27 protein-coding genes are annotated in these 25,714 nt (G+C 62.1%); 10 read left to right on the forward strand and 17 right to left on the reverse strand.

The features are described 5' to 3' along the window. The first annotated feature begins 147 nt into the window (after window positions 1–147). Window positions 148–627 (forward strand): GNAT family N-acetyltransferase, encoded by a 480-nt coding sequence (locus FHX03_RS26425; RefSeq protein WP_183856229.1) that lies wholly within the window; start codon window positions 148–150, stop codon window positions 625–627. Window positions 628–644: 17 nt separating this feature from the next. Here the strand turns inward: FHX03_RS26425 and cimA are convergent, their stop codons facing one another. From cimA to cysS, 6 genes are all read right to left on the reverse strand, one after another. Beyond that, window positions 645–2,258, reverse strand: a complete 1,614-nt coding sequence (gene cimA, locus FHX03_RS26430; RefSeq protein ID WP_183856231.1) for a citramalate synthase — start codon at window positions 2,256–2,258, stop codon at window positions 645–647. Window positions 2,259–2,434: 176 nt separating this feature from the next. Further along, window positions 2,435–3,397, reverse strand: a complete 963-nt coding sequence (pip, locus tag FHX03_RS26435) for a prolyl aminopeptidase (protein WP_183856233.1) — start codon at window positions 3,395–3,397, stop codon at window positions 2,435–2,437. After that, the gene (locus FHX03_RS26440; protein ID WP_097626905.1) at window positions 3,394–3,870 is read right to left on the reverse strand and encodes a GFA family protein; all 477 of its coding nucleotides are present in this window, start codon (window positions 3,868–3,870) and stop codon (window positions 3,394–3,396) included. Before FHX03_RS26440 ends, pip begins: the two co-directional genes overlap by 4 nt. After that, complete coding sequence (locus FHX03_RS26445) at window positions 3,867–4,355, reverse strand: GFA family protein (protein ID WP_183856235.1); 489 nt, start codon at window positions 4,353–4,355, stop codon at window positions 3,867–3,869. Before FHX03_RS26445 ends, FHX03_RS26440 begins: the two co-directional genes overlap by 4 nt. Further along, window positions 4,352–4,828, reverse strand: a complete 477-nt coding sequence (locus tag FHX03_RS26450; protein WP_097626909.1) for a GFA family protein — start codon at window positions 4,826–4,828, stop codon at window positions 4,352–4,354. The genes FHX03_RS26445 and FHX03_RS26450 overlap by 4 nt, the downstream gene beginning before the upstream one ends. A gap of 208 nt (window positions 4,829–5,036) precedes the next feature. Then, window positions 5,037–6,428 (reverse strand): cysteine--tRNA ligase, encoded by a 1,392-nt coding sequence (cysS, locus tag FHX03_RS26455; RefSeq protein ID WP_183856237.1) that lies wholly within the window; start codon window positions 6,426–6,428, stop codon window positions 5,037–5,039. Window positions 6,429–6,731: 303 nt separating this feature from the next. Between cysS and FHX03_RS26460 the strand changes: the two genes are divergently transcribed. Beyond that, window positions 6,732–7,460: a GH25 family lysozyme gene (locus FHX03_RS26460; protein ID WP_097626915.1), complete on the forward strand. Its 729-nt coding sequence runs from the start codon at window positions 6,732–6,734 to the stop codon at window positions 7,458–7,460. 7 nt (window positions 7,461–7,467) lie between these two features. Here the strand turns inward: FHX03_RS26460 and FHX03_RS26465 are convergent, their stop codons facing one another. The 4 genes from FHX03_RS26465 to radA form a co-directional block, all read right to left on the reverse strand. Beyond that, complete coding sequence (locus FHX03_RS26465; RefSeq protein WP_097626917.1) at window positions 7,468–8,208, reverse strand: SDR family NAD(P)-dependent oxidoreductase; 741 nt, start codon at window positions 8,206–8,208, stop codon at window positions 7,468–7,470. Between the two features lie 77 nt (window positions 8,209–8,285). Continuing rightward, window positions 8,286–9,776 (reverse strand): amidophosphoribosyltransferase, encoded by a 1,491-nt coding sequence (gene purF, locus FHX03_RS26470; protein WP_097626919.1) that lies wholly within the window; start codon window positions 9,774–9,776, stop codon window positions 8,286–8,288. Window positions 9,777–9,926: 150 nt separating this feature from the next. Beyond that, window positions 9,927–10,547: a CvpA family protein gene (locus tag FHX03_RS26475; protein WP_097626921.1), complete on the reverse strand. Its 621-nt coding sequence runs from the start codon at window positions 10,545–10,547 to the stop codon at window positions 9,927–9,929. A gap of 90 nt (window positions 10,548–10,637) precedes the next feature. Continuing rightward, complete coding sequence (gene radA, locus FHX03_RS26480) at window positions 10,638–12,038, reverse strand: DNA repair protein RadA (RefSeq protein WP_097626923.1); 1,401 nt, start codon at window positions 12,036–12,038, stop codon at window positions 10,638–10,640. Window positions 12,039–12,202: 164 nt separating this feature from the next. Between radA and FHX03_RS26485 the strand changes: the two genes are divergently transcribed. Beyond that, window positions 12,203–12,838 (forward strand): LysE family translocator, encoded by a 636-nt coding sequence (locus FHX03_RS26485; protein ID WP_183856239.1) that lies wholly within the window; start codon window positions 12,203–12,205, stop codon window positions 12,836–12,838. Between the two features lie 8 nt (window positions 12,839–12,846). Here FHX03_RS26485 and alr read toward each other — a convergent pair whose 3' ends face one another. After that, complete coding sequence (gene alr, locus FHX03_RS26490; RefSeq protein ID WP_183856241.1) at window positions 12,847–14,013, reverse strand: alanine racemase; 1,167 nt, start codon at window positions 14,011–14,013, stop codon at window positions 12,847–12,849. 283 nt (window positions 14,014–14,296) lie between these two features. Here alr and FHX03_RS26495 point away from each other — a divergent pair, with 283 nt between their 5' ends. The 3 genes from FHX03_RS26495 (at window position 14,297) to FHX03_RS26505 (ending at window position 16,189) form a co-directional block, all read left to right on the forward strand. After that, window positions 14,297–15,118: an AraC family transcriptional regulator gene (locus tag FHX03_RS26495; RefSeq protein ID WP_097627273.1), complete on the forward strand. Its 822-nt coding sequence runs from the start codon at window positions 14,297–14,299 to the stop codon at window positions 15,116–15,118. Between the two features lie 67 nt (window positions 15,119–15,185). After that, the gene (locus tag FHX03_RS26500) at window positions 15,186–15,890 is read left to right on the forward strand and encodes an AzlC family ABC transporter permease (RefSeq protein ID WP_183856243.1); all 705 of its coding nucleotides are present in this window, start codon (window positions 15,186–15,188) and stop codon (window positions 15,888–15,890) included. Next, window positions 15,887–16,189, forward strand: coding sequence for an AzlD family protein (locus tag FHX03_RS26505; protein WP_183781116.1), 303 nt, complete (start codon window positions 15,887–15,889; stop codon window positions 16,187–16,189). The genes FHX03_RS26500 and FHX03_RS26505 overlap by 4 nt, the downstream gene beginning before the upstream one ends. A gap of 25 nt (window positions 16,190–16,214) precedes the next feature. Here FHX03_RS26505 and FHX03_RS26510 read toward each other — a convergent pair whose 3' ends face one another. The 6 genes from FHX03_RS26510 to FHX03_RS26535 form a co-directional block, all read right to left on the reverse strand. Next, a complete protein-coding gene (locus tag FHX03_RS26510) occupies window positions 16,215–17,711 on the reverse strand; it encodes a replicative DNA helicase (protein ID WP_049734132.1) in 1,497 nt (498 codons plus the stop codon). Window positions 17,712–18,038: 327 nt separating this feature from the next. Next, window positions 18,039–18,617 carry a 50S ribosomal protein L9 gene (gene rplI, locus FHX03_RS26515; protein ID WP_049733920.1) on the reverse strand — a complete coding sequence of 193 codons (579 nt, stop codon included), beginning with the start codon at window positions 18,615–18,617 and terminating at the stop codon, window positions 18,039–18,041. Window positions 18,618–18,638: 21 nt separating this feature from the next. Continuing rightward, window positions 18,639–19,559 carry a DUF2232 domain-containing protein gene (locus tag FHX03_RS26520; protein ID WP_409565172.1) on the reverse strand — a complete coding sequence of 307 codons (921 nt, stop codon included), beginning with the start codon at window positions 19,557–19,559 and terminating at the stop codon, window positions 18,639–18,641. Window positions 19,560–19,773: 214 nt separating this feature from the next. Further along, the gene (gene rpsR, locus FHX03_RS26525) at window positions 19,774–20,022 is read right to left on the reverse strand and encodes a 30S ribosomal protein S18 (protein ID WP_003547038.1); all 249 of its coding nucleotides are present in this window, start codon (window positions 20,020–20,022) and stop codon (window positions 19,774–19,776) included. 14 nt (window positions 20,023–20,036) lie between these two features. Further along, window positions 20,037–20,504: a 30S ribosomal protein S6 gene (gene rpsF, locus FHX03_RS26530; protein ID WP_003574183.1), complete on the reverse strand. Its 468-nt coding sequence runs from the start codon at window positions 20,502–20,504 to the stop codon at window positions 20,037–20,039. 314 nt (window positions 20,505–20,818) lie between these two features. Beyond that, a complete protein-coding gene (locus tag FHX03_RS26535; RefSeq protein WP_183856247.1) occupies window positions 20,819–21,862 on the reverse strand; it encodes an aldo/keto reductase in 1,044 nt (347 codons plus the stop codon). 214 nt (window positions 21,863–22,076) lie between these two features. Between FHX03_RS26535 and fabD the strand changes: the two genes are divergently transcribed. From fabD to fabF, 4 genes are all read left to right on the forward strand, one after another. Continuing rightward, window positions 22,077–23,021, forward strand: coding sequence for an ACP S-malonyltransferase (gene fabD / locus FHX03_RS26540; protein ID WP_183856249.1), 945 nt, complete (start codon window positions 22,077–22,079; stop codon window positions 23,019–23,021). Between the two features lie 38 nt (window positions 23,022–23,059). Continuing rightward, window positions 23,060–23,797, forward strand: a complete 738-nt coding sequence (gene fabG, locus FHX03_RS26545) for a 3-oxoacyl-[acyl-carrier-protein] reductase (protein ID WP_097626939.1) — start codon at window positions 23,060–23,062, stop codon at window positions 23,795–23,797. Between the two features lie 286 nt (window positions 23,798–24,083). Then, entirely contained in the window at window positions 24,084–24,320 is a 237-nt protein-coding gene (locus FHX03_RS26550; protein WP_003547058.1) for an acyl carrier protein, read from the forward strand. Between the two features lie 93 nt (window positions 24,321–24,413). Further along, the gene (gene fabF / locus FHX03_RS26555; RefSeq protein ID WP_183856250.1) at window positions 24,414–25,676 is read left to right on the forward strand and encodes a beta-ketoacyl-ACP synthase II; all 1,263 of its coding nucleotides are present in this window, start codon (window positions 24,414–24,416) and stop codon (window positions 25,674–25,676) included. The last annotated feature ends 38 nt before the right edge of the window (window positions 25,677–25,714 follow it).

The raw sequence follows: 25,714 nt of genomic DNA on the forward strand, positions 1-25,714 counted from the left end.
AAAAATCCGAATCCTGTTCCAGACTGCCGCGAGCGGGCGACAGGTGGACCAATCGAGGGAACCCCGCTGATGATCTGCGCATTCAGTTGACAGGCCCGGCAGGTTCTTTCATCTGGAACGCCAAGCGCCAGACCAGGAGCCTCTCACATGACCCTTACCGTACGCCCTGCAACGCCTTCAGACGCGGCAACGATCCTGCGATTTGTCCGCGAATTGGCCGATTATGAAAAGGCGATCCACGAGGTCGAGGCGACCGAGGAAAGCACGCGTGCGGCGATCTTCGGGGACGGTTCAGTCACGCATGCGCTGATCTGCGAACGCGAGGGTCAAGCCATCGGCATGGCGGTCTATTTCTTCAACTATTCGACCTGGCAAGCGAAGAACGGTCTTTATCTAGAGGATCTCTACGTAACGCCGGACGCGCGCGGTTCGGGCGCGGGCAAGGCGCTGCTGCGGCGCCTGGCGCAGATCGCGCTGGAGAAGGGTTGCGGCCGCTTCGAATGGAGCGTGCTCGACTGGAACGAACCCTCGATCCGTGTCTACGAGGCGATTGGCGCGGAGCCGCAGAAGGAATGGATCCGCTATAGGATGGCGGGCGAGACGCTGGCGGCGTTTGCCCGCGGTTAGCCGAACCGGCAAACAGATTATTCCGCTGCGATCTTGCCGGCAAGCTGCCGGTTCTTCATCAGCTTGTAGATGACGGAATCCATCAGCGCCTGGAACGAAGCGTCGATGATGTTCTCGGAAACGCCGACCGTCCACCAGCGCACGCCATCGCTGTCGGTGGATTCGATCAGCACGCGGGTGATTGCCGCCGTGCCGCCATTGAGGATACGCACCTTGAAATCGGCGAGCACGAGATCGTCGATCTCGTGCTGGTACTTGCCGAAATCCTTGCGCAGCGCCAGGTCGAGCGCGTTGACCGGGCCTTCGGCATCGGCAACCGACATCAGCGTCTGGCCGTCGATCGTGATCTTGACCACCGCTTCCGAGACGATCTTCACGCGGCCGAGACTGTCGAAGCGGCGCTCGATCATCACCCGGAAGCCTTCGATGGTGAAGAATTCCGGTATCGTGCCGAGCGTGCGATGCGCCAACAGTTCGAAGCTCGCATCGGCACCCTCATAGGCATAGCCGATCGATTCACGGTCCTTGACGATCGAGATCAGCAGATCGAGCTTCGGATCGTCCTTGGCGACCACGATGCCGCGCCGCTTCAGCGCATTGATGAAGTTCGCTTTGCCGCCCTGGTCCGACACCATGACCTTGCGGAAATTGCCGACGCTCTCCGGCGGCACATGTTCGTAGGTCCTCGGGTCCTTGATCAGCGCCGACGCATGGATGCCGGCCTTGGTGGCGAAAGCGGAGGCGCCGACATAAGGCATCTGATGATCGGGCGAGCGGTTGAGCAACTCGTCGAAAGCGTGCGAGAGCCGGGTGAGATTGAGCAGCCGCTCCTCATCGATCGCCGTTTCGAAACGTGTATTATAAGCGCTCTTCAGCGCCAAGGTCGGGATAAGCGTCACCAGATTGGCGTTGCCGCAGCGCTCGCCGATGCCGTTCAGCGTGCCCTGGATCTGCCGGACGCCGGCTTCGACGGCAGCCAGCGAATTGGCGACCGCCTGGCCGGTATCGTTATGGGCATGGATGCCGAGACAGCGGCCGGGAACGCCTGAAGCGATCACCGCCTCGACAATGGTGCGTACCTCCGGCGGCTGCGTGCCGCCATTGGTGTCGCAAAGCACGACCCAGCGGGCGCCACTCTCATAGGCGGTCTTGGCACAGGCGAGCGCATAGGCCGGATTGGCCTTGAAACCGTCGAAGAAATGCTCGCAATCGACGATCGCTTCCTTGCCGGCGCCGACCGCCGCCTTGACGCTTTCGGCGATGCTTTCGAGGTTTTCCTCATTGGTGCAGCCGAGCGCCACCGCGACATGATAATCCCAGCTCTTGGCGACGAAACAGATGGCGTCGGATTTCGCCTGCAGCAGCCCGGCAATGCCGGGATCGTTGGAAACCGAAACGCCCGCCCGCTTCGTCATGCCGAAGGCGACGAAGCTGGCCTGGCTGGTGCGCTTCTCGCTGAAAAAGGTGGTATCGGTCGGATTGGCGCCGGGATAGCCGCCCTCGACGTAATCGATGCCGAATTCGTCCAGCATCGCGGCGATCGCAATCTTGTCCTCGACCGAGAAATCGATCCCGGGCGTCTGCTGCCCGTCCCGCAGCGTCGTGTCGAACAGATAGATGCGTTCTTTCATGTCGTTTCCTCCCGGCAAGCGGGTGTTGTTGGAATGCGGATGCAGCCCCTCATCCGGCTGCCGCCACCTTCTCCCCGTTCTGACGGGGAGAAGGGAGATGCCGCGCCGTATCGCAGAGCTCGTCCCCTCTCCCCGCGCGCGGGGAGAGGGCTAGGGTGAGAGGCTACCTCAAACAATCAGTTTGTCTTCCCGGCAAACTTGTCTGTCGCCCTGATCAGTTGGTCGAGAATTCCCGGCTCCGAATACGCATGCCCCGCACCCTCGATCAGGTGGAATTCCGCCTTCGGCCAGGCCTTGTGCAGCAGCCAGGCATATTTTGCCGGGCAGGGCATGTCGTAGCGGCCGTGCACGATGACGCCGGGAATATCCTTCAGCCGGCCGGCGTCGCGGATCAGCTGTCCCTCGTCCATCCAGCCGGCATTGACGAAGAAATGGTTCTCGATGCGCGCAAATGCATAGGCGAATTCCGGTTCCTCGAACTTGCCGCTCGTCGAAGGCTCGGGCAGCAGCGTGATCGTTTCGCCTTCCCAGATGCTCCAGGCCTGCGCGGCCGCAAGGCGCACCCTTCTGTCCTCATGCGTCAGGCGGCGATGATAGGCATGCATCATCTCATGCCGCTCATCGGGCGGAATGGGCGCGATGAAGCGCTCCCACTTGTCCGGGAACATTTCCGAGACGCCGAACTGATAGTACCAGTCGAGCTCGGCCTTGGTCAGCGTATAGATGCCGCGCACGATGATCTCGGAGACGCGCTCCGGATGCGCCTCGGCATAGGCGAGCGCCAGCGTCGAACCCCAGGAGCCGCCGAACACCTGCCAGCTGTCGACGCCGGCCATTTCCCGCAGCCGCTCGATATCGGCGACGAGGTGCCAGGTCGTGTTGGCATTGAGCTCGGCATGCGGCGTCGACCTGCCGCAACCGCGCTGGTCGAACAGCACGACGTCGTAGAGGGCGGGATCGAAAAGCCGGCGATGGGTAGGCGAGAAGCCGCCGCCGGGGCCGCCATGCAGGAAGACGGCGGGCTTGGCGCCAGGCGTTCCCGAGCGCTCCCAATAGATCACATGGCCGTCACCGACATCGAGATGGCCTGAGGCATAGGCTTCGATTTCAGGATAGAGCGTGCGCAGTCTCTCGGTCATATTTTCACGCCTTTCGCGGGCCAGACTTCGGTATCGTGATCGGGATGCTGGAAGGAGATGATCGCCTCCTGCCGTGCGTAGAAATCCTGATCCTTCAGCACCGGCGCCTCGAAGATCTCCTCGACCCAGGGCAGGCGGGCGTCGTAATTGACCTGGATTTGCGGCGCCAGGTCGCTGCGATCGTCGAAGGTGCCGATCGCAAGCTCCAGCCCGCCCGGATGACGATAGGTCATCGGCGTGCCGCAATTGCTGCAGAAGCCGCGCTCGATATTGACCGAGGATTGAAAGTAGCTCGGCGCGCCGCGCGTCCATTCCATCGCTTCCTCAGGCGCGGTGACTAGGGCGGAGAAGAAGCCGCCGAACTGCTTCTGGCACATGCGGCAATGGCAGATCGAGGGGCGCCCCAACTTGCCCGAGATGCGGAAGCGCACGGCGCCGCACTGGCAGCCGCCTGTTTTTATCGTGTCCGTCATGAGATTTCTCCGAGGGGCCAGCTTTTCGTGTCGTGGTCGGGGTGCTGATGGTTGCTTGCCGCAATCGCATCCTCGCGGTCGGGCGTTTCGGGCTCTGGTTCGAGCGGCAGGCCGTCGAGTGCGTGAAACCAGGACATCTTGCGGCCGGTGTTCGATTGCATCACCGGCTTGACCACGTCGGGATCGTCCAGCGAGCCGAGGGTGATGTTGATGAAATCCGTCCCCGGAATATCGTAGAACAGCGGCGTGCCGCAATCGCCGCAGAAACCGCGCCGCACGAGGTCAGAGGAGTGGAACCATTTCGCCGCGCCGCGCGTCAGGGTGAAATTGCTGTGCTTTACGCCGCCAAGCGGCATGAAATAATTGCCGGCCGCTTTCTGGCACATGCGGCAATGGCAAAGATGGGGATAACCGACTTCGCCTTCGGCGCGGTAACGCACCGCTCCGCACTGGCACCCGCCGTTTTTGTCCGCGTCCGCTGTCATCTGGGCTCCTTGGGTGGCCATGTCTGGGTCTCATGATCGGGATGCTGGTAGGAGACGAGTTCGAGCACGAAGGGGGCGGCTTGCGCATCCTCTTCCGTCCGGTGCCCCGGCAACTCGTGCAGATGATCGACGAAGCCGATCTTCCCCTCGATGCCGTATTGCACGACCGGCGGAAGCGCCGAAGGATCGTCGAAGGCGCCTGCGGCAATTGCAACCCCGTCAGGCGCCTCGTAGGAGAGCGGCGTGCCGCAATCGCCGCAGAAGCCGCGCTCGACGAAATTGGAAGAGCGGAACTTTTTTCGCTCGCCGCGTGTCCACGCGAAATCGGCGCCGCGCACCGAGACCAGCGGCGCATAGTAGGCGCCGAACGCCTTCTGGCACATGCGGCAATGACAGATCGACGAATCTTTGAGTTCGCCGCTGACGCGAAAGCGCACCGCGCCACACTGGCAGCCGCCGGTATAGGTGGTCATGGACAATCCCTCCGCAACAATGTGGATGAGAAAAAGAGAACCCCTCCCAACCCTCCCCACAAGGGGGAGGGCTCTCCCGTGATGCCGCCTTCATTCCCGCCTCGAAGGCTTGCGTTTGCGGTGAGGTCGCTTCGGAGCAGTACAGCGCCGTAGCCCCTCCCCATTGTGGGGAGGGGTTGGGGAGGGGCCTTATCCGAAGACACGGGTCTCACCGCTTGACCTCCCACGTCGTCACCCGCTCGCCGGTCGCCGCATCCTTGCCGTCTTTCAGCTGGATGCCCTTTGCCGTCAGTTCGTCGCGGATCTTGTCGGCTTCGGCGAAGTTTTTCGCCTTCAGCATTTCAAGCCGCATGGCGACCAACGCATCGACCGCCGCTGCGACGGCCTGGTCGATTTCGGCTTTCTTCGGCAGCAGGCCGAGGAACGCAGCCGTCGCGGCAAAACGGGCGGCCGCGGCGGGATCGTTATGGGCGGCCTGCGCCAGCGCATGTAAGGCCTGCACCGCCGCGACCGTGTTGAGGTCGTCGGCGAGCGCGGTCAGCACGGTTTCATCCGGCGCGGCATCGCCGGCTTCCGTCGCCGGCCATTTGGCGAGCAGGCGTTCAGCCTCTTCCAGCCGCTTGATCGAGAAATCGATCGGCTCGCGGTAATGGGTCATCAGCATCGCAAGGCGCAGCACCTCGCCCGGCCATTTGCGGCCGCCGAAAATCTGCGTATGCAGCAGATCGTGAATGGTGACGAAATTGCCTTCGGATTTCGACATTTTGCGGCCTTCGACCTGCACGAAGCCGTTGTGCATCCAGACATTCGCCATCACCTTGGTGCCATGGGCGCAACGTGACTGGGCGATCTCGTTTTCATGGTGCGGGAAGATCAGGTCCAGCCCGCCGCCGTGAATGTCGAAGATATCGCCGAGATAACGCCGGCTCATCGCCGAGCATTCGATATGCCAGCCCGGTCGGCCACGGCCCCATGGGCTCTCCCAGCCGGGTTCGTTGTGGCTCGACAGCTTCCAGAGCACGAAATCGCCCGGGTTCTTTTTATGCGCATCGACGGCGACGCGGGCGCCTGCCTGCTGTTCGTCGAGCGGGCGCTTCGAAAGCTGGCCGTAATCCGCCATGGACTTAGTGTCGAACAGCACTTCGCCCGCTGCCACATAGGCATGGCCGTTGCCGATCAGCTTCTCGATGATCTCGGTCATCTCAACGATATTGTCGGTGGCGCGCGGCTCGACGCTCGGCTCCAGGCAGCCGAGTTCGGCGACATCGGCGTGAAACTGCGTCTCGGTCCTTTGGGTGACCGCCCGGATCGCTTGGTTGAGCGGCAGGCCCGGATGATCCCTCAGCGCCCGCGCATTGATCTTGTCGTCGACATCCGTGATGTTGCGGGCATAGGTGACGTGATCCTCGCCATAGACATGGCGCAGCAGCCGGAACAGCACGTCGAAGACGATGACCGGGCGGGCGTTGCCGATATGAGCGAAATCATAGACGGTCGGGCCGCAGACATACATGCGGACATTGTCCGGATCGATCGGCGCAAAGACCGATTCTTCCCGTGTCAGCGTGTTGTACAGCTTCAGTTCCGGCATGCCGCCCATTCCACTCTCCCATAAGCACAACTAGAAAAATATCGCGACCGGCGGGCCGGGGCGTTTCGCATCTGACTATTTGGGAGACGAAAACGGCCGGGCCAGCGCGTGCGCTAGCGAATAATCTTCCGGCAGATAATGCAGATAACCGTTTTCATGGCGGGATTTATGGCGCGGGAATGACCTTTGGTCAAGAGGGGCAAGCGATGATCCGCGGCACGGCTCACCTGCCATTTTCGTGGCGCAAATCGCTTATGGGCAGTTGGGAGTTGCTCAATAGGAGAGGACTGCGTGAGAGGCTGGGGCCGGGGGATGATCGGAGCGATTGCAATTCTGGCAGTCGCATCGACCGCATATTTCGCATACGATTTCGGTATGCTTCGTTTCAATAATCCGTCTTTGTCAACCTATCCGATCCAGGGCATCGATGTCAGCCATCACCAGGGCGATATCGATTGGAAGACGGTGGCCGCGCAGCCGAACGTGCGCTTTGCGATTATGAAGGCGACCGAAGGCGGCGACCACAAGGATTCGAGGTTCGCCGACAATTGGCAGCGCGCCGGCGATGCCGGAATGGTCAGGGGCGCTTATCATTTCTTCACCTTCTGCCGCCCGGGCAAGGATCAGGCGCAGAATGTCCTGGCGACCGTGCCGCGGCAGCCGGGGACCCTGCCCATCACCGTCGATCTGGAGTTCGTCGGCAATTGCAACAAGGTCCCGACGGTCGAGGAAATGGCGACTGAGGTGAACGCCTTCTTCGCCGAGCTGAAGGGTGCCTTTCCAGAAAAGCCGATTTTCTATGTCACCCAGGAGTTCTACGATCAGTATCTAAAGGGCAATGAATCCCGCTTCCCCGATCATTACCTCTGGCTGCGGAGCGTGTTTCAGGAACCGGCGCAGCAAGGCTGCGGTCGTTGGTCGATCTGGCAATTTTCCGACAATGGCAGTGTCAACGGCATTCAGGGGGCGGTGGACCTCAATGCGCTCTGCCCGTCGGAGACAGGCTTCGCGCATCTGTTCCCGGCAGTTGCAGCCAAGTGAGCCTGGCTTATTCCGGCAGCCGGTAATCGGCGAGCTTATTGTCCCGCACAATGAACAGTTTGCCCGTCTCGGTCACGCCGGGGCCGAGCAGAGGCAGGATCGCCTTGGCGACCTCGGAAGGATGCGGCAGCGTCTGCGGATCTTCGCCGGGCACCGCCTGGGCGCGCATCGCCGTGCGGGTCGCGCCGGGATCGACGCTGGTGATGCGCAACGGCGTCGATTGGCTTTCGCCGGCCCAGGTCCGGGCCAGTGCCTCGACGGCGGCCTTGGAGGCGGAATAGGCGCTCCAGAAAGGCCGGCATTTATGGGCGGCACCCGATGACAGGATGACGGCGCGGCCGCCATCCGAGCGGGCGAGCAGCGGGTCGACCGATCGGATCAGCCGCCATGTCGCAGTGACGTTGATGGTCATCACCTTCTCGAACACCTTCGCCTCGATATGGCCGATCGGCGAGATGACGCCGAGTACGCCGGCATTGGCGACGAGGATATCGAGTTTGCCCCAGCGTTCGAAGATCGAGCCGCCGAGCGCGTCGATTGCGTTCATGTCCGCCAGGTCGAAGGGCACCAGTGTCGCCGTGCCGCCGATGGCCTTGATCGCGTCATCGAGATCCTCGAGCCCGCCGACCGTGCGGGCGCAGGCGATGACATGGGCGCCGGCTTTCGCAAGCTCAAGCGCCGTGAAATAGCCAATGCCGCGCGATGCACCGGTGACGAGTGCGATCTTGCCCTCAAGATTGATATTCATCTGCTCCGGTTCCGGATTTGCTTGCGAAGGCGAGGGGCGCAACAGCCCCTCGGAAGGGAGGTTAATGCAGCGGCGGCTCAGCCGTTGCTGGCAAGCATCGAAAGCTTGTTGCCCATCGACTCGCCGTTCTTGTCGAGCAGGCGGGTCGGATAGTCACCGGTGAAGTAATGGTCGGTGAACTGCGGGCGGGCCGGATTGCGGTCCTCGCCGCCGACGGCGCGGTAGAGCCCGTTGATCGACAGGAAGGCAAGCGAATCGGCGCCGATATATTTGGCCATGGCTTCGACATCGGCATATTGGTTGGCCAAGAGCTTTTCGGCATCGGGCGTGTCGATGCCGTAGAAGTCGGGGAAGAAGATCATCGGACTGGCGACGCGGAGATGGACTTCGCGCGCACCAGCCTCGCGGATCATCTGGACGATCTTCAGAGACGTCGTACCGCGCACGATGGAATCATCGACCAGCACCACGCGCTTGCCTTCGATCATCGCCCGGTTGGCGGAATGTTTCAGCTTCACGCCGAAGGCGCGGATCTGCTGGGTCGGCTCGATGAAGGTGCGGCCGACATAATGGTTGCGGATGATGCCGTATTCGAAGGGAATTCCGCTTTCCTGTGCGTAGCCGAGCGCCGCCGGCGTGCCGCCATCCGGCACCGGCACGACCACGTCGGCCTCGACAGGCGATTCCTTGGCGAGGTTCATGCCCATGTTCTTGCGCGTCGTATAGACGTTGCGGCCGCCGACGACCGAGTCCGGCCGGGCGAAATAGACATATTCGAACAGGCAGAGGCGCTCCGGCTGCGGCTTGCCGGGCTTGCGGGCATCGATGCTGATCGAGCCGTCGGGCTGAATTTCGCAGATGACGACCTCGCCGTTTTCGACATCGCGGATGAATTTGGCGCCGATGATGTCGAGCGCGCAGGTTTCCGAGCAGAAGATCGGCTTGCCGTCGAGTTCGCCCATCACAAGTGGGCGGATGCCTGTAGGGTCACGCGCTGCAATCAGCTTGGTGCGCGTCATCGCGAGCATCGAATAGCCGCCTTCCATCTGGCGGATGGCATCGATGAAGCGGTCGGATGTGGAGGCATGGCGGGAGCGGGCGATGAGGTGGAGGACCACTTCGGTATCGGACGTCGACTGACAGATGGCGCCGGTCGCGATGATCTGGCGACGCAGCGTCAGGCCGTTGGTGAAATTACCGTTATGGGCAACGGCAATGCCGCCTTCCTCAAGTTCGGCAAAGAGCGGCTGCACGTTGCGCATCGCCACTTCGCCGGTTGTCGAGTAGCGGGTATGACCGATCGATATGCTGCCGGGCAGGCGGGCGAGCGTCATCGGATTGGTATAGTGGTCGCCGACGAGCCCCATATGGCGCTCCTGGTAGAAGCGCTTGCCGTCGAAGGAGACGATGCCGGCCGCTTCCTGCCCGCGATGCTGCAGAGCATGCAGGCCGAGAGCCGTCAGTGCCGCGGCATCGGGGTGTCCCAAAATTCCGAAAACCCCGCATTCTTCATGCAGCGTATCTCCGTCGAGCGGATCGTCGGTGGGCAAGGAATGGGACTGGTTCATTTCTGCGGGCCTCTGCTCTCACAAGAATGGATCGGCATTTCCAGAAATAGCTGAAGCCCGACAGAGCTGGAATGCCCGGCCGGACCTCTCATTTCAACTCCCGCTCAAATGGCAATTACCGGAAGGCGGGTCAAGCTCTTGAACACTGTGTCAATTCGCCGGCTGCTGTGCAGGCGCTGTCGGTGCGTCTTCCGCCGGCGCCTGGTCGCCCGTCGGCGGATTGGTGCCTTCAGCGCCGCCCTGTGCCGGCGGCTGAAGCTTATCACGGATGCTCGCCGGTATCATCTGGGCAAATTGCTCCGGCAGAACGGATTTCAGCTTCACGACCATCGAATCCAGGAAGGGCTTCGACTTCGCTTCGTTGACCCAGGCCGGGCGGTGGTCGGCATCGACCAGCCAGTTCCAGAAAGCGACGGCGACGACCAGCAGCAGCACGCCGCGCGCAGCCCCGAACAGGAAGCCGAGCGTGCGGTCGAGCGCGCCGACGCGGCTGTCGATGATGAAATCGGCGATCTTCATGGTGATGAAGGAAATGACGATGAGCGCGATCAGGAAGACGACCGCTGCCGAACCGACGATCGCGATGCGGTCGTCATCGGTGTATTTCTTCGCGTAGGGCAGCAGGTAGGGATAGAGGTAATAGGCGGCTGCTGCCGAGCCGCCCCAGCTTGCGATCGAGAGGATCTCGCGCGAAAAGCCGCGGACCATCGCCAGCACGGCGGAGAAGAGCACGACGCCGATGACAATACCGTCGAAAATCGTAATGGGCATGTAAATTCAACTCCAGGACTGCCGCTGGGCGGCCGTGTCGTGCCTTATCGTGTGCCTCCTATATCATCACCAATCTTGGCAATGAAAGGATCAAACCTCGTCTTCCACACGCAGCGCCCCCTTCGACCCGGCGATGCGCGCAACCAGATCCGGCAGGCTTTCGACCTCACTCCAGCGTCCGCCGGAACCCTTCGGCAGTTCGGCGGAGGCGGACGGAAGCAATGCTGCGGAAAAGCCCAGCTTCTCGGCTTCCTTGAGGCGCTGGGCGGTGTGCGCAACCGGCCGGATGGCGCCCGACAGGCTGACTTCGCCGAAATAGACGCAATCGGCGGGAAGGGCAATACCGGCAAGCGAGGAAACGAGCGCCGAGGCGACGGCGAGATCGGCCGCCGGTTCGGTGATGCGGTAGCCGCCGGCGATATTGAGATAGACGTCGTGCTGGCCGAGCCTGACGCCGCAATGGGCTTCCAGCACCGCCAGGATCATCGACAGCCGGGCCGAATCCCAGCCGACCACGGCGCGCCTGGGCGTGCCGAGCGAGGTTGGCGCCACCAGCGCCTGGACTTCGACCAGCACCGGGCGCGTGCCCTCCATGCCGGCAAAGACGGCAGCACCGGGCGATTTTTCGTTGCGCTCGCCGAGGAAGAGTTCCGAGGGGTTGGCGACCTCGCGTAAGCCCTTGTCCGACATTTCGAAGACGCCGATCTCGTCGGTCGGTCCGAAGCGGTTCTTGACCGTGCGAAGGATGCGGTAATGATGGCCGCGATCGCCCTCGAAATAGAGCACGGCATCGACCATGTGCTCGACGACGCGCGGTCCGGCGATCTGCCCGTCCTTGGTCACGTGCCCGACGAGCACCATGGCGGCCCCGGTCTGCTTGGCGAAACGGATCATCGCCTGCACGCCGGTGCGCACCTGCGTCACCGTTCCCGGGGCGGATTCGGCAAGTTCGCTCCACAGCGTCTGGATGGAATCGATGATGACGAGGTCCGGCCGCTTGCCCTCGGCAAGCGTCGCCAGAATATCCTCGACATTGGTTTCCGCCGCCAGCATCACATCGGTATCGGCCGCTGCAAGCCGCTGCGCCCGCAGCCGGACCTGGGCGACGGCTTCTTCGCCGGAGACGTAGATGATCTTGTGGCCGCGCCGCGCAAGGGCGGCGGCGGCCTGCATCAGCAGCGTTGATTTGCCGATACCGGGATCGCCGCCGATCAGCACCGCCGACCCGCGCACGAAGCCGCCGCCGAGCGCCCGGTCGAGCTCCGACATGGCGGTATGGATGCGCGGCGCCTCCTCGATCTCGCCCGACAGCGCCGTCAGCGTCACCGGCCGCCCCTTCTTCGGCGTCTTGCCGGGGCCTGAGCCGATCCCGCCCATCGGGTCTTCTTCGACGATGGTGTTCCACTCGCCGCAGTTCTCGCATTTGCCCGCCCAGCGGTTATGAACCGTGCCGCAGCTCTGGCAGATGAATTGTGTCCTGGCCTTCGCCATCGAATACTCTTTCAGTCCGGGGTCTCGAGCGAAGCAGATGCATGCTTCATCGAATCACTGTCGTGCCTGAGATAATGGCTATCGCGACGGATCAAAACTAATGATTTTCCCATCAGCACCTCCCGTGCCTATCCTTTGCTTCTGCTCATCCTGAACGGTGGAAGATGTTCGATTATTCGCTCGCGCACTGGTTTGCATTTCTCTCGGCCGCGGTTCTGCTCAATCTGTCGCCCGGGCCCGACATCGCCTTCATCCTCGGTCACACGATGAGAGGCGGAAAACGCGCCGGTTTTTCCGCACTGTTCGGCGTCTGGTCCGGCGCCTGCCTGCATGTTCTGATGGCAGCGCTCGGCCTTTCCGCCGTGCTCGCCGCTTCTTCGGTCGCCTTCTCCGCGGTCAAATGGATCGGCGCCGCCTATCTCGTCTGGCTGGGAATCCAGGCTTTGCGCGCCGGCGGCGGCAATGGCTTGATAAAGGCTGCCGGTGAAAAGTTGCCGGCGGCGAAGATCTACCGGCAGGGGATTCTGGTGTCGCTGCTCAATCCGAAGGTGGCGATTTTCTTCCTGGCCTTCCTGCCGCAATTCGTCGTCGAAGGGGCAGGGCCGGCATGGACCCAGCTCATGCTTCATGGCGGGCTCATCATCGTCGTCGCCGCCTTCATCGAACCGCCGCTCGTCCTTCTCGGAGGGCGGCTTGCCGATGCGCTCAGGCATAATCAAAGAATCGGGCTATGGCTCGATCGCGGCCTCGGCGCGCTTTTCCTGGCGCTCGGTGTCCGGCTGGCGCTCAGCAGCCGCTGACGGGGAAGCTATTCCTCGTCGACGACATAGCGCCGTTCGTGGCGCAGCCCCATGCTGGTCAGGATCTCGTAGCCGATCGTGCCCGCCGCCCGCGCCACCTCGTCCAGGGGCAGATTCTTTCCGAACAGCTCGACATAATCGCCGGCGCGCACGGCGTTATCGGGCAGGTCGGTGATATCGAAGATCGTCAGGTCCATGGTGATCCGGCCGGCGACCGGCACCTTGTGTCCGGCGATGAAGCCTAGCCCGCCCTGCGGCACGGCCTGGCGCAGCGGCACGCCGCCGCTCGACAGCCCGCGCATGTAGCCGTCGGCATACCCGGCCGAGGCGATCGCCAGTCGGCTTTTGCGGCGAAGCTGCAGCGCCCGCCCATAGCTGACGGTCTCGCCGGCTTCGACGCTGCGCACCTGGATGATACGCGCTTCCGCGGTTGCCACAGGCCGCATCGGATTGGCCCGGCCGCAGACCGCCTCGCCGCCATAAAGCGCGATGCCGGGACGGGTCAGGTCGAAGTGATAATCCTCGCCAAGGAAAATGCCGGCCGAGGCGGCAAGGCTTGAATCGATACCTTCATAGGCGGCGCTAACCCTGCGGAATGATTCGAGCTGCTGCCGGTTCATCGCATGGCTGGGCTCGTCGCCGCAGGCGAGGTGGCTCATGACCAGCACCGGCGCAAAGCTCGCCGGCCGCGAAACGTCGTCGGCGAGCGCGATCGCATCGTCCATGTGCAGTCCGAGCCGGTTGAAGCCGGTATCGACATGCAGTGCGCAGGGATAATCGCCGTAGTCGGCAAGCACTGCCATCCAGAAGGCGAGCTGCTCGTCGGAGGAAATCACCGGCACCAGATCGTTTTCGAAAAAGCGCCGCTCGGTGCCCGGCCATATGCCCGCGAGCACGAAGATGCGCGCCTCTGGCGCATAGAGGCGAAGCGTGACGCCCTCGTCGACTGTGGCAACGAAGAAATCCCGGGCGCCGGCCATATAGAGCGCTTCACCGGCATCCTCGATGCCCGTGCCGTAGGCATCCGCCTTGACAACGGCTGCGGCGCGCGCCGCGCCGGAGCGGCGCGCCATGTCGCGCCAGTTCTCCGTCAGCGCGGTCAGATCGACGGTCAGCCGCAGGCCCGCGGAAGCGAAAAGATCGTCATCTTCGAAGGGGATGGGAAAATCTGTCATGAATCGCCGTGAACTAATGGAAGGAAATCGCTTGAGCCAGTCTAAAGCATGTCGCGCAAAAGTGTGCAGCGGTTTTGCGATAACGACATGCGTAAAGACAAAGAGCTAAAGCGCAGGGAGCGAATCTGAAAGATCGCGACGCGCTTTAGAGAGCATTATGGCCAAGGCAGGTCACATACCACCCTTTGCCTGTCATCTGATCACTTTTGTTCAAGACGCGTGCAGGCGTCCGCGATAATCTCAGTGGATGCAGAACGTATCGCAAAAAGAGGCGGCGGCGGCCATGCCGCTTGCGAACGTGGAATCGGCCCGCTTCTGGCGGGATGGCCGCTTCCGCGACATGGAGTGTTTGAGCGCCACCTTCCTGACGCACGAATATGCGCCGCATGCGCATGACACGTTCAGCATCGGCGCAATAGAAAGCGGCAGCCAGATCGCCACTCTCAGCGGCAGGCGGGAGGAAACCGGCCCGGGCGACCTTTATCTCATCGATCCCGGTGTCATCCATGACGGCGCTCCGGGCGGAGAGGGCTACCGCTACCGGATGATCTATCCCGATATGAAGCTGTTCGTCGATATTTTGGAGGATGTCACCGGCAAGGCCTTCCATGCGACGCCCTCTTTCTCCGGCGGGCTTCCACGCGATCCACAGCTCGCCAATGCCTTCCACGCCGCCCATCGAACGCTTGAGAGCGGGGCAGGCGCGCTGGAATCGGATGAGGGAATGTTTTCGGTGCTGGCAGCGATCTTTGCGCGTCACGGCAGCGCAATCATCGTTCCTGTCGATACGCAGGAACGAAGCGCGGTGGCCCGTGCCCGCGAATACCTCATCGAGAACTTCGACAGCGATGTCGGGCTCGAGGAGCTGGCCGGAGTGGCGGGTTTGAGCCGCGCCCACCTCATCCGTGCCTTCCGCAAGGAATATCACATTACCCCGCACGCTTTTCTGACGGATCGGCGCGTGCAGGTGGCCCGTCGGCTGCTGCGCCAGGGGCGCATGCCTGCCGATATTGCGCTCGAATGCGGTTTTGCCGATCAGGCGCATTTCACCCGACACTTCAAGGCACGGACAGGCGTAACACCAGGTCAATTCCGCACGGGCTGATCACTTTCGTTCAATACGGCCCTGGCTGGCCGGGCTAATCCTCCGCGATCTTGATCAGGAGGTTGCCATGTTGCAGCACAGCCGGCCATCCGGCGAATTTTTTGCCGGAATGCGCGCCATTTTTCCGCTTGTTGTCGCCGTGTTACCGATCGGCCTGGTGTTCGGCGCGGTCGCAGCCACCAAGGGGCTTTCCCCGTTGGAAACGACGCTGATGAGCGCGCTTGTCTTTGCGGGCGGTTCGCAATTCGTGGCCATGGACATCTGGACCCATCCGGCAAGCTGGATCGGCGTCGGCTTTGCAGCCCTGCTGGTCAATATCCGTCACGTGCTGATGAGCGCGTCGATCGGCACGAAGATGCAGTCCTTCTTCGGCGTCAAACGGTATGTTGCCATGCTATTCCTCGCAGATGAACTGTGGGCCATGGCGGAATTCCGCGCGGGAGCCACACGGCTGACGCCGGCCTGGTATGCGGGCATCGTCACGCCCTTCTACCTCACCTGGGTCGGCTCTTCGCTGACAGGCGCACTGCTCGGCGCCTTTTTCGGCAATCCAACGGTCGTCGGCCTCGACTTCGCTTTTCCGGCTGTCTTCATCGTGCTCGTCATGGGTTTCTGGAAGGGGCCGGAAACCGGCGCCGTCCTTGCGGCAAGTGGTGCCGCATCCGTTGCGGTCCACCACTTCGTGCCGGGGGTCTGGTATATCGCCGCCGGCGCTCTGGCCGGGCTGGCAACGGCCCTATGGCAGCACAGGGCGCGGGAGCAGGCGGCATGACGCTCGATCTCAACATCTTCATCGCCATCCTCGCGATGGCCGCCGCAACGGTGTTCACCCGCGTCAGCGGCCTCGTGTTGCTCCATCATGTCGAGATGAATGAGCGGCGGAGAGCGGCGATCGAGGCCATTCCGCCGGCTGTGCTGATGGCGGTCATTGCCCCGACCGCCTTTGCGGCGGGCTGGGCAGAGACCTTGGCCTGCGCGGCAACGGCAATCGCCGCGCGCCGTTTGCCAATGCTTATGAGCGTCGTGATTGGCGTCGCAACGGTTGCCCTGTTGCGGGCCGCCGGGCTTTAGCTAAGGAAATCGACGCGGGACCGCGTCAATGTTCCTCGTAATGTGTGAAGGAGGGATCGGCGAGATCGGCGAAGCGGGTGAATTCCGACTGGAAGGCGAGCTTCACCGTGCCCGTCGGCCCGTGACGCTGCTTGGCGATGATGACGTCGGCGGTGCCCTTCACTTTGTCGAACAACGCTTCCCATTCCGGATATTTCGGATCGTTGATGTCGCGCGGCTCCTGGTTCTTGACGTAATATTCCTCGCGGAACACGAAGAGCACGACGTCGGCGTCCTGCTCGATCGAGCCGGATTCGCGAAGGTCGGAAAGCTGCGGCCGCTTGTCGTCGCGGCTTTCGACCTGACGCGAGAGCTGCGACAGGGCGATGATCGGAACGTTGAGTTCCTTCCCGAGCGCCTTCAGGCCGGTGGTGATCTGGGTGATTTCCTGCACGCGGTTGTCGCTGGATTTTCCCGAGCCGGTCATCAGCTGGATATAGTCGACCACGAGCACGTCGAGGCCGCGCTGACGCTTGAGACGGCGCGCGCGCGCCGACAGCTGGGCGATCGAGATACCGCCGGTCTGGTCGATATAGAGCGGCACTTTCTGCATCATCATCGAGCAGGCGACGAGCTTTTCGAAATCGGCATCATTAATGTCGCCGCGGCGGATCTTCGATGAGGAGACTTCCGTCTGCTCGGAGATGATACGGGTGGCAAGCTGTTCCGACGACATTTCGAGCGAGTAGAAGCCGACGACGCCGCCGTTTTTCGCCTTCATGCTGCCGTCCGACTGGACTTCGCCTTCGTAGGCGGCGGCGATATTGTAGGCAATGTTGGTCGCAAGCGAGGTCTTGCCCATGCCGGGGCGTCCGGCAAGCACGATCAAGTCCGAACGCTGCAGGCCGCCCATCTTGGAATCCAGCGAATGGATACCGGTGGAAATGCCGGAAAGCCCGCCGTCTCGTTCCTTGGCGACGGCGGCCATGTCGATCGCCAGCGCAACCGCATCGTTGAAGGCCTGGAAGCCGCCGTCATAGCGGCCGTTTTCCGCCAGTTCGAAGAGGCGGCGTTCGGTATCCTCGATCTGCGACTGCGGCGGCATGTCGAGCGGCGCATCATAGGCGATGTTGACGACATCCTCGCCGATGGTGATCAGCGCCCGGCGCAGCGCCAGGTCGTAGATCGCCCGACCGTAATCCTCGGCATTGATGACGGTGACGGCGTTGCTGACGAGGCTCGCCAGATATTGCGACACCGTCATGTCGCCGACCTTCTCGTCGGCCTTCAGGAAGGTCTTGATCGTCACCGGGTTGGCGATCTTGCCCATGCGGATGATATCGCCGGCAACCTCGAAGATCTTCCGGTGCAGCGGTTCGTAGAGATGGATCGGCTTCAGGAAGTCGGACACCCGGTAATAGGCGTCGTTGTTCATCAGGATGGCACCCAGAAGCGCCTGCTCGGCTTCGATGTTGTTGGGTGCTTCGCGATAATGCTGCTCCGAGGGGGCAACGGCTGCAATCTTTCGAGCGGCGTCGTTCATCATCATCCGTTCTGTCTTTTTCCAGCTCCGGATTTGCAATTCCGGACGCGAAAATCAAGAGGCTGCGAAAGGAGCGAGGGCTCGCTTCGCTTAAATCCTGAACGCTGTGCACGTTGTTCGACTTCTCCACAGTCCCGGGCAACACAAAGGAGAAATACTGTGAGTGTCACCCGTATGACACGGCATGGCGCCGACTCAGCCCATTCATTTCGGAGAATGTTATTTTAGCGCGATGCCATAAGGCCCGCAGCAAAAACATCCGGAAAATCCCCAACGAAAAAGCCCGGCGCGATGGCCGGGCTCCTGTCGCGGATTGCTCCGGCGATATTATGCTTCGTCTTCGTCGACGCCGTCAGCTTCCGGATCGAAGAAATCTTCCGGACGCAGAGCGTCTTCGTCGACACCGTAGATGGCGTCGACCGAGGTGAGTTCTTCACCCTTGGCCTGGCGCTCTGCCTCCTCGGCGGAACGGGCAACGTTCAGCTCGACGTGGATTTCGACTTCGGCATGCAGCTGCAGCTCGACCTTGTGCAGGCCGATCGCCTTGATCGGCGTGTTCAGGTGAACCTGGTTGCGGCCGATGTTGAAGCCTTCGGCGGCGAGAATCTCGACGACGTCACGGGCGGCGACCGAGCCGTAGAGCTGGCCGGTTTCGCCGGCGGAGCGTACGACGATGAAGGACTTGCCGTCGAGAACGTCGGCGACCTTCTGGGCTTCCGACTTGCGCTCGAGGTTACGGGCTTCGAGCGTCGCGCGCTCGGCTTCGAAGCGGGTCTTGTTGGCGGCGTTGGCGCGCAGCGCCTTGCCAAGCGGCAGCAGGTAGTTACGGGCAAAACCGTCGCGAACCTTTACGGTTTCGCCCATCTGGCCGAGCTTGGAGATGCGTTCGAGAAGGATGACTTCCATTTTCTTTTACCTTTCTGTGTCTCAGATTTTCGTGTCGGATTGTTTGGGGGCATCAGCATCTTTCGTCGGGGTCAGCGCGATCGCCTTGCGCGTATCGCTGAGACCGAGGACGAGGATGAGGAAAGCTGGCAGCAGCGTGAGCATCGAGGCCAGGTAGCTGAGGATGAGGGCCGGTAGGCGCCAGTCCTTGCCGCGCGTGCGGAAATGCAGCGAGGCGAAACCGGAAAGCATGAAGCCAGCGCCGAAGGTGCCGATCACCGTCGCGCCGACCAGCGCCGGCACGCCGTCGAAGAAGCAGGCGGCAAGCCCGGCGAGGAAGATGAAGATCGAGTTGCGGTTCATGCGCAGCGAGGAGGGGATGTCCTCGCGCGGGCGAAGGCCGCGGCCGGAGGCTGCGACGATGCGCACGGCAAAATAATAGGCGGCAAACAGCATAGACACCCACATACCGCCCTGCACCGCCGGCAGCATCAGCACGATCAGCGATTTGGTCTGCGCGGTCGCCGTCGGATCGGGCATGAATTCCGGTTGCTGCTCCTTGACCGAGGCGATCAGCAGATCGACGATCTGATCGGTGATGGCGGGCCCGTAGCCGATCATCACGCCGATGACGATGACGGCGAGGGTCACCAGGCCGCAGAGATGCAGCAGAATATTGGAGAGCGGATACCAGGCAAGCAGATGGTCCGGGCCGCCGAGTTCGGAAGCCGGCCGCGCGAGATTGGCGAGATGGCTGAGCCAGCCGGCCGGCAACAGCGTCACCAGCGTCATGATCAGCGCGAAAGAGGGGGAGATGAGGGCCGCGCCGAGTGCGGCTGCTGTGACGACAGCGGCGATGGCCGCGGCATTGCCCCAGCCGAGCCCGACGATCAAAATCGGCAGCGCCGAGGCCGTATAGAGCAGCGCGCTGAAAAACGACGGCTGCATGCTCGCCCCCAGCATCAGCAGGAAGGCGGTCAATCCGGCGAGTGCGCCGATCAGCAGCGTTTTAACGTTCGGTCGGTTCAAGGTCGCTGTCCTGCTTCATCAAGCAGTTAGAGGATGTTGCTGAATCGAATTCAGAAACGTCTCAACATGGGTTTTTAGAGTTCCGATCCGCGCCCATCGCGGAAGGGAGGTGACCCCCGGATCAGCAATCCGGGGGCCACATATTCTATTAGGCGACGACGTAGGGCAGCAGGCCGAGGAAGCGGGCACGCTTGATCGCCTGGGCGAGTTCGCGCTGCTTCTTCTGAGAAACGGCCGTGATGCGCGACGGAACGATCTTGCCGCGCTCGGAAATGTAACGCTGCAGCAGACGTACGTCCTTGTAGTCGATCCGCGGCGCGTTGGCGCCGGAGAACGGGCAGGTCTTGCGGCGGCGATGGAACGGGCGGCGGACCGGAGCGGAGGAAGTTTCAGACATATCTTAGGTCTCCCTTATACGCGGTCTTCGCGCGGACGGCGCGGACGGTCTTCACGGTCGCCGAAGCCACCTTCACGCGGCGGACGCGGGCCGCGGTCACGATCACCGAAGCCGCCTTCACGCGGGCCACGGCCGCCTTCACGCGGACGGTCGTCGCGGTCGCGCTTCTGCATCATGGCAGACGGACCTTCTTCATGCTTCTCGACGGCGATCGTCATGTAGCGAAGAACGTCTTCGCTGATGCGCATCTGACGTTCCATTTCCTGGACGGCAGCAGCCGGTGCATCGATGTCCATCAGGGCGTAGTGTGCCTTGCGGTTCTTCTTGATGCGGTAGGTGAGGGACTTGAGGCCCCAGTTCTCGATACGCCCGACTTTACCGCCGTTAGCTTCGATCACACCCTTGTACTGTTCTACGAGGGCATCGACCTGCTGAGCGGAAATATCCTGCCGGGCAAGGAATACATGTTCATAAAGAGCCATGACAGCTTTGCCTTTCTTGCGTTTGGTTCAACCCGATATTCGGCGGCTAAGCCTCAACGACTGCTCCTGATTGGGCGGACCCAGGCAAGAAAGCGTTTCCGAGACGGTCGAGAGCGGAGACACGGGAGGCTGGAACGCTTCCGTTCCGAACGATTTCCAAGCGGAAACCGGCCCTCCGTTCAGCCACCAGCCAGAAGACCGGGTTAACGAACAGGGCGGCTTATACGGATTTTTCGCGGGAAGGCAAGCCCAATCGGACATGCAAGCCCAACGCAGGCCGATCGGTCGCGTCGGGCTGGACGAGAGGAACAGGATCAGAGCGGCAGCGGATACTGCCGGTGCACCTTGGCGATCTCCGCCAGTACCTCGGCCGAAAGCGTCAGGTCGGCCGCGCCGATGTCGACTTTCAATTGCTCCATCGAGGTTGCGCCGATGATGGCCGAAGCCATGAAGGGCCTGGACAGGCAGAAGGCGAGCGCCATTCCCGCCGGGTCGAGACCATATCGGGCGGCGATCTGCAGATAGGCCTTGGTCGCCGGCTCCTGCAGCGGCTGCAGGCGGCCGCCGATATCGTGGTTGATCGAGCCGCGCGAACCCTTCGGCCTGGCGCCACCGACATATTTGCCGGATAGGATGCCGCCGGCGAGCGGCGAATAGGCGAGCAGCCCGACCTCCTCGTGATGCGAGAGCTCGGCCAGATCGAGGTCGAAATGGCGGTAGAGCAGATTATATTCGTTCTGGACGCTGGCAACGCGCGGCAGGCTCTTTTGTTCTGACAGCGTCAGGTATTTCTGGATGCCCCAGGTGGTTTCGTTGGAAAGGCCGATCGCCCGGATCTTGCCTTCCTTGACCAGTGCGCCGAGTGTTTCAAGAATGTCGAGCATATTGGCGACGGCCTTGTCGCGATCCTGGTTGAAAGGATTGTAGCTCCAGTTCTGGCGGAAATGGAAATGGCCGCGGTTCGGCCAGTGGATCTGGTAGAGGTCGACATAATCCGTCCGCAGCCGCTTCAGGCTGGCCTCGAGCGCCAGCCGGATATTCCTGGCATCAGCACCTTCGCCGCCGCGCAAATACTCGCGGCCGCGGCCGGCGACCTTGGTCGCAAGCACGATATCTCCGCGTTTGCCTGATTTGCCGAACCAGCTGCCGATATAGTCTTCGGTCCGGCCCTGAGTTTCGGCCGAAACCGGGGTGGTCGGGTAGAGTTCCGCGGTATCGAAGAAATTGACGCCCTTTTCGACGGCGTAATCCATCTGTGCATGCGCGTCGGTTTCGTTGTTTTGCGAACCCCAGGTCATGGTGCCAAGGCAGATTTCTGAAACGGAAATGTCGGTGCGGCCGAGTGAATTGTACTTCATGTGAAAACCTTGGGAGAGAGCTGAAGCCTTGGGGAGGACCGGGCAAATCTAGGCCGGATTTGGCGGAGCGCAAGAGTAAAAACCTGGCTTTTCCGCCGGTCCGGAAGGCTTTGCAGAGCATGGGCCGCCACTTGACTCTGCCGGAAAGAATGTCAATTGGAGGCAAAACGCCTCGCGGGGCGCGCAATCAGGGGCATGAGCCAGGGATACGAGAATGACCATTGCTTTCACTTTTCCCGGTCAGGGCAGTCAGGCCGTCGGCATGGGCAAGGATCTGGCCGAGAATTTCGCGGAAGCCCGCGCCGTTTTCGACGAGGTTGATGAGGCGCTCGGTGAAAGTCTTTCCGACGTCATGTTCAACGGTCCCGAGGAGACCTTGACCCTGACGGCGAACGCCCAGCCGGCGCTGATGGCCGTCTCGATTGCCGTCGTCCGCATTCTTGAGGCCAAGGGGTTGGATCTGAAGTCCAAGGTCGCCTATGTGGCCGGCCACTCGCTTGGCGAATATTCTGCCCTGTGCGCCGCCGGCACCTTTTCGCTCATTGACACCGCGCGGCTGCTGCGCATCCGCGGCAACGCCATGCAGGCGGCCGTCCCCGTCGGCGTCGGCGCCATGGCGGCGATCATCGGCCTCGAACATGCCGACGTCGTCGCTGTCTGTGAAGAGGCTGCGGCCACCGGCGCCTGCCAGATCGCCAACGACAATGGCGGCGGCCAGATCGTCATTTCGGGCGAGAAGGCAGCCGTCGAAAAGGCCGCCGGGCTCGCCACCGACAAGGGCGCCAAGCGCGCCATCCTGCTGCCGGTCTCGGCACCCTTCCATTCGGCACTCATGGCGCCCGCCGCCGACGCCATGCGCGAAGCATTGGCAAAGGTCGCCAAATCAGATCCCGTCGTGCCGGTCATTGCCAATGTCCGCGCCGCGCCCGTGACCACAGCCGACGAGATCGCCAACTTGCTGGTCGAGCAGGTGACCGGTCAAGTCCGCTGGCGCGAGACGGTGGAATGGTTCGCCGGCAATGGCGTCACGACGCTCTATGAACTTGGCTCCGGCAAGGTGCTGACCGGCCTTGCCCGCCGCATCGATAAGACAATCAACGGAATCTCCGTCAACGGTCCGGCGGATATCGACGCGACTGTTACCGCCCTCATGGCCTGATTGGTATTTCCAGATATCCAGATATAAGGAACGTTTCCATGTTCGATCTTTCTGGCCGCAAGGCTCTCGTCACCGGCGCATCGGGTGGTATCGGCGAGGAAATCGCCCGCCTTCTCCATAAGCAGGGCGCCATCGTCGGGTTGCACGGCACCCGCGTCGAGAAGCTGGAAGCCTTGGCGGCCGATCTTGGCGAGCGCGTCAAGATCTTCCCGGCAAACCTCTCCGACCGCGACGAGGTCAAGGCCCTCGGCCAGAAGGCCGAAGCCGAACTCGAAGGCGTCGACATTCTGGTCAACAATGCCGGCATCACCAAGGACGGCCTCTTCGTGCGCATGAGCGACGAGGATTGGGACGCCGTTCTCGAAGTGAACCTGACGTCGACTTTCCGCCTGACGCGCGAATTGACGCATCCGATGATGCGCCGCCGCTATGGCCGCATCATCAACATCACCTCCGTCGTCGGCGTTACCGGCAATCCGGGCCAGGCCAATTACTGTGCCTCCAAGGCCGGCATGATCGGCTTCACCAAGTCGCTCGCGCAGGAAATCGCCACCCGCAACGTGACGGTCAACTGCGTGGCGCCCGGCTTCATCGAAAGCGCCATGACCGGCAAGCTGAACGACAAGCAGAAGGAAGCGATCATGGGGGCAATCCCGATGAAGCGCATGGGCACAGGGGGGGAAGTTGCTTCGGCTGTCGCTTATCTTGCCTCCGCCGAGGCTGCCTATATGACGGGCCAGACGCTGCACGTAAACGGCGGCATGGCGATGATCTGAAACGACAAACCGCTGGCATGGGAGTATTTCCGCCAATAGCATGTTGAGCAATCACGAACCGTTGATTTTCTCGCTTTGCGGCGGACCTAAAGCATGTTAAGCGGGCCATGACTGTCAACAGTCGTCCCGAGAAAGCAGACGGACCGGCGGGCTTTTCGCAAGCCTGGGACATCTCTGAAGCCGGGTAAACGAGTTTGCCGAGGATGTCTGAAAACATCGCAGGCTGAAACAGGGTAGGGGTGCCGCAACGGCATTCCGATCAGGACATAAGGTCGAGGAAACCGACATGAGCGATATCGCAGAACGCGTAAAGAAAATTGTTATTGATCATCTTGGCGTCGATGCCGACAAGGTCGTCGAGAGCGCCAGCTTTATCGACGATCTAGGCGCTGACTCGCTCGACACGGTCGAACTTGTCATGGCTTTCGAAGAAGAATTCGGCGTTGAAATTCCTGACGACGCTGCCGACTCGATCCTGACGGTCGGCGACGCCGTTAAGTTTATCGAGAAGGCCCAGGCCTGATTCTGTAATTTTGAGAAAGGGCGGGCCTGGAGTCCGCCCTTTTCTTTTCGGCCTATTTCTCCATAGAACATAACAGACGGGGGAAAGCACGCGATGAGACGTGTCGTCATAACAGGTACCGGCATGGTATCACCCTTGGGATGCGGAACCGAGGTGACGTGGTCCCGGCTGCTTGCCGGTCAGAACGGCGCCCGCCTCGTCACCGAATTCGAGGTCGACGACCTTCCCGCCAAGATCGCCTGCCGTATTCCGATTGGCGACGGCACCGACGGCACCTTCAATGTCGATCAGTGGATGGAGCCGAAGGAGCAGCGCAAGGTCGATCCCTTCATCATCTACGGCATGGCTGCCGCCGACATGGCGCTTGCCGATGCCGGCTGGCATCCCGAGACCGATGAGGACCAGATCGCTACCGGCGTGCTGATCGGCTCCGGCATCGGCGGCATCGAAGGCATCGTCGAGGCAGGTTACACCCTGCGCGACAAGGGCCCGCGCCGCATCTCGCCTTTCTTCATTCCGGGCCGCCTGATCAACCTCGTCTCCGGCCAGGTCTCGATCCGCCACAAGTTGCGCGGACCCAATCATTCGGTCGTCACCGCCTGCTCGACGGGCGCGCATGCGATTGGCGATGCCGCGCGGCTGATTGCGCTTGGCGACGCCGACGTCATGGTCGCCGGCGGCACGGAATCCCCCGTCAGCCGCATTTCGCTCGCCGGCTTTGCCGCCTGCAAGGCGCTGTCGACCCAGCACAACGACGACCCGCAGAAGGCCTCGCGCCCCTATGATCGCGACCGCGACGGCTTCGTCATGGGCGAGGGCGCCGGCATCGTCGTGCTCGAGGAACTGGAACATGCCAAGGCGCGTGGCGCCAGGATCTACGCCGAAATCGTCGGCTACGGCCTGTCGGGCGACGCCTATCACATCACCGCGCCGTCCGAAGACGGCGAGGGCGCCGGCCGCTGCATGGCGATGGCTCTGAAGCGCGCCGGGCTGACCCCGGCCGATATCGATTATATCAACGCTCACGGCACCTCGACCATGGCCGACACGATCGAGCTCGGCGCCGTCGAGCGGCTGGTCGGCAATGCGGCATCGAAGATCTCCATGTCCTCGACCAAGTCGGCGACCGGACACCTTCTTGGTGCTGCCGGCGCGATCGAGGCGATCTTCGCCACGCTCGCCATTCGCGATAATGTCGCGCCGCCGACGCTCAACCTCGACAATCCCGAACGCGAGACGGCGATTGATCTTGTTCCGCACAAGGCGCGCGAACGGGAAATCAATGTGGCGCTGTCAAATTCGTTCGGATTCGGCGGCACCAACGCGTCGCTCGTCCTGCGCTGTTACGCGCAATAGAGTCTCGTACGCGCGGTGTAATGGGTGTCCCTTACACC

Origin of the sequence: Rhizobium sp. BK456 (assembly GCF_014194045.1) — a bacterium.
GTDB lineage: Bacteria > Pseudomonadota > Alphaproteobacteria > Rhizobiales > Rhizobiaceae > Rhizobium > Rhizobium redzepovicii.

What these genes read in the sequence shown, in the direction of transcription:
- radA (WP_097626923.1), bottom strand. Translation starts at nt 12,038, where the DNA reads ATGGCGAAGGCCAGGACACAATTCATCTGCCAGAGCTGCGGCACGGTT.
- FHX03_RS26500 (WP_183856243.1), top strand. Translation starts at nt 15,186, where the DNA reads ATGTTGCAGCACAGCCGGCCATCCGGCGAATTTTTTGCCGGAATGCGC.
- FHX03_RS26465 (WP_097626917.1), bottom strand. Translation starts at nt 8,208, where the DNA reads ATGAATATCAATCTTGAGGGCAAGATCGCACTCGTCACCGGTGCATCG.
- FHX03_RS26510 (WP_049734132.1), bottom strand. Translation starts at nt 17,711, where the DNA reads ATGAACGACGCCGCTCGAAAGATTGCAGCCGTTGCCCCCTCGGAGCAG.
- FHX03_RS26485 (WP_183856239.1), top strand. Translation starts at nt 12,203, where the DNA reads ATGTTCGATTATTCGCTCGCGCACTGGTTTGCATTTCTCTCGGCCGCG.
- rpsR (WP_003547038.1), bottom strand. Translation starts at nt 20,022, where the DNA reads ATGTCTGAAACTTCCTCCGCTCCGGTCCGCCGCCCGTTCCATCGCCGC.
- alr (WP_183856241.1), bottom strand. Translation starts at nt 14,013, where the DNA reads ATGACAGATTTTCCCATCCCCTTCGAAGATGACGATCTTTTCGCTTCC.
- FHX03_RS26440 (WP_097626905.1), bottom strand. Translation starts at nt 3,870, where the DNA reads ATGACGGACACGATAAAAACAGGCGGCTGCCAGTGCGGCGCCGTGCGC.
- fabF (WP_183856250.1), top strand. Translation starts at nt 24,414, where the DNA reads ATGAGACGTGTCGTCATAACAGGTACCGGCATGGTATCACCCTTGGGA.
- FHX03_RS26460 (WP_097626915.1), top strand. Translation starts at nt 6,732, where the DNA reads ATGATCGGAGCGATTGCAATTCTGGCAGTCGCATCGACCGCATATTTC.
- FHX03_RS26450 (WP_097626909.1), bottom strand. Translation starts at nt 4,828, where the DNA reads ATGACCACCTATACCGGCGGCTGCCAGTGTGGCGCGGTGCGCTTTCGC.
- fabD (WP_183856249.1), top strand. Translation starts at nt 22,077, where the DNA reads ATGACCATTGCTTTCACTTTTCCCGGTCAGGGCAGTCAGGCCGTCGGC.
- pip (WP_183856233.1), bottom strand. Translation starts at nt 3,397, where the DNA reads ATGACCGAGAGACTGCGCACGCTCTATCCTGAAATCGAAGCCTATGCC.
- cysS (WP_183856237.1), bottom strand. Translation starts at nt 6,428, where the DNA reads ATGGGCGGCATGCCGGAACTGAAGCTGTACAACACGCTGACACGGGAA.
- FHX03_RS26535 (WP_183856247.1), bottom strand. Translation starts at nt 21,862, where the DNA reads ATGAAGTACAATTCACTCGGCCGCACCGACATTTCCGTTTCAGAAATC.
- FHX03_RS26550 (WP_003547058.1), top strand. Translation starts at nt 24,084, where the DNA reads ATGAGCGATATCGCAGAACGCGTAAAGAAAATTGTTATTGATCATCTT.
- FHX03_RS26505 (WP_183781116.1), top strand. Translation starts at nt 15,887, where the DNA reads ATGACGCTCGATCTCAACATCTTCATCGCCATCCTCGCGATGGCCGCC.
- FHX03_RS26425 (WP_183856229.1), top strand. Translation starts at nt 148, where the DNA reads ATGACCCTTACCGTACGCCCTGCAACGCCTTCAGACGCGGCAACGATC.
- cimA (WP_183856231.1), bottom strand. Translation starts at nt 2,258, where the DNA reads ATGAAAGAACGCATCTATCTGTTCGACACGACGCTGCGGGACGGGCAG.
- rpsF (WP_003574183.1), bottom strand. Translation starts at nt 20,504, where the DNA reads ATGGCTCTTTATGAACATGTATTCCTTGCCCGGCAGGATATTTCCGCT.
- FHX03_RS26475 (WP_097626921.1), bottom strand. Translation starts at nt 10,547, where the DNA reads ATGCCCATTACGATTTTCGACGGTATTGTCATCGGCGTCGTGCTCTTC.
- FHX03_RS26495 (WP_097627273.1), top strand. Translation starts at nt 14,297, where the DNA reads ATGCCGCTTGCGAACGTGGAATCGGCCCGCTTCTGGCGGGATGGCCGC.
- purF (WP_097626919.1), bottom strand. Translation starts at nt 9,776, where the DNA reads ATGAACCAGTCCCATTCCTTGCCCACCGACGATCCGCTCGACGGAGAT.
- fabG (WP_097626939.1), top strand. Translation starts at nt 23,060, where the DNA reads ATGTTCGATCTTTCTGGCCGCAAGGCTCTCGTCACCGGCGCATCGGGT.
- rplI (WP_049733920.1), bottom strand. Translation starts at nt 18,617, where the DNA reads ATGGAAGTCATCCTTCTCGAACGCATCTCCAAGCTCGGCCAGATGGGC.
- FHX03_RS26445 (WP_183856235.1), bottom strand. Translation starts at nt 4,355, where the DNA reads ATGACAGCGGACGCGGACAAAAACGGCGGGTGCCAGTGCGGAGCGGTG.
- FHX03_RS26520 (WP_409565172.1), bottom strand. Translation starts at nt 19,559, where the DNA reads ATGCTGGGGGCGAGCATGCAGCCGTCGTTTTTCAGCGCGCTGCTCTAT.